The 4,053-nt window shown below is 60.7% G+C and carries 3 protein-coding genes; all 3 read left to right on the top strand.

What is annotated here, in order from left to right; all coding sequences use genetic code 11:
* The first annotated feature begins 478 nt into the window (after window positions 1-478).
* The 3 genes from ACFVTG_RS24710 (at window position 479) to ACFVTG_RS24700 (ending at window position 3,650) form a co-directional block, all read left to right on the top strand.
* Complete coding sequence (locus ACFVTG_RS24710; protein WP_284755374.1) at window positions 479-1,207, top strand: GntR family transcriptional regulator; 729 nt, start codon at window positions 479-481, stop codon at window positions 1,205-1,207.
* A gap of 85 nt (window positions 1,208-1,292) precedes the next feature.
* Window positions 1,293-2,489 (top strand): CaiB/BaiF CoA transferase family protein, encoded by a 1,197-nt coding sequence (locus ACFVTG_RS24705; protein WP_390283633.1) that lies wholly within the window; start codon window positions 1,293-1,295, stop codon window positions 2,487-2,489.
* Complete coding sequence (locus ACFVTG_RS24700) at window positions 2,490-3,650, top strand: acyl-CoA dehydrogenase family protein (RefSeq protein ID WP_390283630.1); 1,161 nt, start codon at window positions 2,490-2,492, stop codon at window positions 3,648-3,650.
* Window positions 3,651-4,053: the final 403 nt, after the last annotated feature.

The raw sequence follows: 4,053 nt of genomic DNA, 5'->3' as shown, positions 1-4,053 counted from the left end.
CTGAACCATTTAAACCCACCCACCCGGCACACGTGAGCCGGCGTCCCGAAACCCCCGCTCACGTATGGCCCGGTTTCCGGCAAACCCCCGCTCACGTATCAACGGTCGTGACCAAACCCCCGCTCACATATGGCCCGGTTTCGACAAACCCCCGCTCACATATCAGCGGTTGTGGGCAAACCCCCGATCACATATGCGCCGCACCGGCACGCAGCCACACCCGCAGCGCCCGGCAGCCTTGAGCGGGCGTCCGGCCCCCCATAGGTGAGCGGGCGTCCGGCCGGGACCCGGCATACGTGAGCGAGCGTTCAACGAAAACCCGGCATAAGAGAGCCGGCGTCCGGGTCACCCAACCCCCGCTCACATATCAACGGTCATGACCAAACCCCCGCTCACATATCAGCGGTCCCGGGCAAGCCCTCGCTCACCCACGGACCCCTCCGAGATACCGACTCGCGTCGACCCGTACAATGTCAGGATGAGTAGCATGCAACAGGTTACTCCCGGAGTGTCGCTGACAGCGCAGGCCACCGATATGCTGCGGGCGGCAATCACGTCCGGCGAGATGACACCCGGGGAGCACTATTCCGCGATCGGACTAGCCGAGAGACTCGGTGTGTCCAGGACACCGGTGCGTGAGGCCCTGCAGCTGCTCGAAAAGGAGGGCATTGTCCGGATCGAGAAGAACCGCGGCGTCCGGGTGCTGCAGATTTCACTTGATGAGATTGTCCAGATCTTCCAGATCCGAATTATTCTTGAGCCCCCCGCAGCGGCTCGGGCCGCCGAGGTTGTCACTAAGGATGACCTTGAGCATTTCCGGGTGCTGCACGGGCGCATCCTGGACGCTGCAGCTGGCGAAGATGGTCCCGGCACCCTGCAGGCGGACAAGGAATTCCACTTGTTTCTCATGGGCTTGGCGGGCAACCCCCGGCTAATGGCGCTGGACGGCGAGCTCCGCAATCTCGTTCTCGCGCAAGGGTTGGTGACCATCCCTTCAATCCGAAGCAGCCAGGACCTGGCCGACGACCGTCGAGGCATTCTCGAAGCATTGGAGCGGCAGGATCCCCGGGCTGCATCTGTAGCGGTTCGAGAGCATGTCACCCGTACCGCCCGGCTTCTCATTACAGGCGTTTGCGCGAAGACGCCTGGACTGTCCGCCGACGCGTATCTGGCGAAGTTGGATCAGCTCACGAAATTTAGCGGCTGACTCCGTTTCAACGAAAAATTGTTTACAAGCCGAAGACATTCCCTTACTGTTGCATGCAACATACAACCGTCAAAGGAGATGCGTGGTGGGATCCACAGAAGGTGGTCTGAGCGGTTTGCCGCAGCCCTTGGCTGGTATACGGATCGCAGACTTTTCGCGGGTTCTAGCCGGACCGTTGTGTTCCATGATGTTGGCCGACTACGGCGCCGAGGTCATTAAGATCGAGGGTCCTGCCGGCGACGATACCCGGGCGTGGATCCCGCCCGTGGAGGCAGATGGGACCGGCACATATTTTTCAAGCGTCAATCGCAACAAGAGATCGGTGGTCGCCGATCTCAAGTCCGATGACGGGTTGAGCTATGCACGCGCCCTCGTGGCCGGCTGCGACGTCGTCATCGAAAACTTCCGTCCTGGCGTCATGGCGAAATTCGGCTTGGACTATCAGACCGTCTCCGAGAGCCGGCCGGACATCGTCTACTGTTCTATCTCGGGCTTCGGGGCTGGCGCCGGTGTGGATTTGCCAGGCTACGACCTGCTGGTGCAGGCGCTTGGCGGTCTGATGAGCATCACTGGCCACCCGGACGGAGAACCCAGCAAGGTCGGGGTTGCCCTGGTAGACGTCCTCACCGGACAGAATGCCCTGGCGGGGATCTTGATGGCGCTGCGGGTGCGCGATGCTACGGGGACCGGCCAGCAGGTGCAGATAAATCTCCTCTCCTCGCTCCTGGCAGCATTGGTCAACCAGGGCACGGCTACCTTGGCCACGGGCTTTTCGCCCGCCAGGCTCGGTAATGCACACCCCAGCATCGCCCCTTATGAGACATTTCGCACTGGCGGCGGCACGCTCGCCATCGCGGTCGGAAACGATCGGCAATTTGCTGCGCTTGCGTCAGTTCTGGGACTAGGGGGTTTGCCAGAGCAAGCGAGATTTCTTACTAACGAACGCCGAGTAGCCTCCCGTGAGGAGCTTCGGATTGTGATCGAGACTGCGCTCGATGCTGACACTGCTGCGAATTGGCAACGGAAGTTGCTCGATGCAGGAGTTCCTGCGGGCAGGGTCAACAGCGTCGGCGACGCTTTCGAGCTGGCTGAGAGCCTTGGGCTGGAACCGTCAATCGTTGTCACCGATCCCGCTACCGGCCGGGAGTCCCGCCAGTTGACCAACCCGATCCGATTGTCTGCGACGGCACCGAGCTACCGGCAAGTTCCCCCGGCCCTTGGCGAGCATCAAGGATCCACATTCGCAGTCCGATCCCCAAACACTTCCGCGAAAGGCGCATAAATGTCCGATATCAGCGATCTGATTGATTTTGACTCCCTCCTTAGCGTGGATGAACGTGCGCTGCGCGATTCGGTGCGCGCCTTTGTGGATTGCGAAATCAAGCCGCACATCGCAACCTGGTATGAAAAGGCGGTTTTCCCGCTGGAACTTGTTCCAGAACTGGCAAAAATGGGCCTACTCGGCATGCACCTGACAGGTTACGGCTGCGCTGGCCGATCCGCCGTCGAGTATGGCCTGGCCGGAGCGGAACTTGAGGCCGGCGATTCCGGACTGCGCACTTTCGTCTCGGTGCAGGGCTCACTGGCGATGAGCGCCATCTACAAGCACGGTTCGGATGAACAGAAAGCCGAATGGCTGCCGGCGATGGCTGCGGGGGAAGCGATCGGGTGCTTCGGGCTGACAGAACCCGCCGCCGGATCGGATCCGGGTGGCATGACTACCTTTGCGCACCGCGATGGAGACGACTGGATCCTCAACGGATCAAAACGCTGGATCGGCCTAGCGTCAGTGGCCAAAGTCGCCATCATCTGGGCACAGACCGACGGCGGCGTCCGCGGCTTTGTTGTCCCAACCGAGACACCTGGATTCACGGCGATGCCGATCGCGCCGAAGCTCTCCATGCGAGCGTCCATCCAATGCGACATCGAATTGTCCGATGTGCGACTACCCGAGAGTGCAGTGCTGCCAAACGTCGTCGGGCTCAAGGGCCCCTTCTCATGCCTGAACGAAGCCCGCTACGGGATCATCTGGGGCGCCATGGGCGCTGCGCGCGATGCGTTCGAGGTAGCCCTCGATTACTCCAAGGAACGCCTGCAATTTGGCAAACCGCTGGCCGGTTACCAGCTGACCCAGCAGAAGTTGGTTGATATGGCTCTGGAGATCAATAAGGGATTCCTTCTTGCCCTACACCTTGGGCGCAAGAAGGACGCCGGTACCTTGCAATCGGATCAGATTTCGGTGGGCAAACTGAACAACTGCCGCGAGGCCATCAAAATTGCGCGCGAAGCAAGGACGATCCTCGGCGGAAACGGAATCACGTTGGACCACTCGCCCTTGCGGCATGCCAACAACCTGGAGTCCGTTCGCACGTATGAAGGCACCGACGAAGTCCATGCGCTCATCTTGGGACGCAAGCTCAGCGGTATCGCCGCCTTCCGTTAGACGGGCCCGACGGCGGAAGCCGCGTTCCGTCGTCGACGTCGCCGCGGCGGCCCGGACAGGCCCTGTCGCTCAGCTTGAGCCTAAGGGAAATAGGGGGCGGCGGTGCTGGATTTGCGCAGTGTACGGAAGCCGTGTAATGTCTTCTAAGTCGCCGCGAGGGAGACAGCCTAGAGCTGGGAACCACGGGTGGCCAACCCCTTCGAATTGAGCCTGAAACGGCTGGTGCTTTGTGCGCCGCAATTCGAGGGAATTCGAATTGTCACCCTGAAATCGATTGAGAAATTGATTTGCAAAGCGGTGGTGGTTCGGGTAAGTTTGGAAAGTTGCTCCGGAGCGATCCTGGACCCTTTGGTGGGTGTGGGTGGTGCCGGGTGTGTCTGTTGTTTGAGAACTCAATAGTGTG

This window comes from Arthrobacter sp. NPDC058127 (genome assembly GCF_042884555.1).
Classification (GTDB): domain Bacteria; phylum Actinomycetota; class Actinomycetes; order Actinomycetales; family Micrococcaceae; genus Arthrobacter.
The sequence above is the reverse complement of the archived record's forward strand: the minus strand, read 5'-3'. Positions and strand labels throughout refer to the sequence as shown.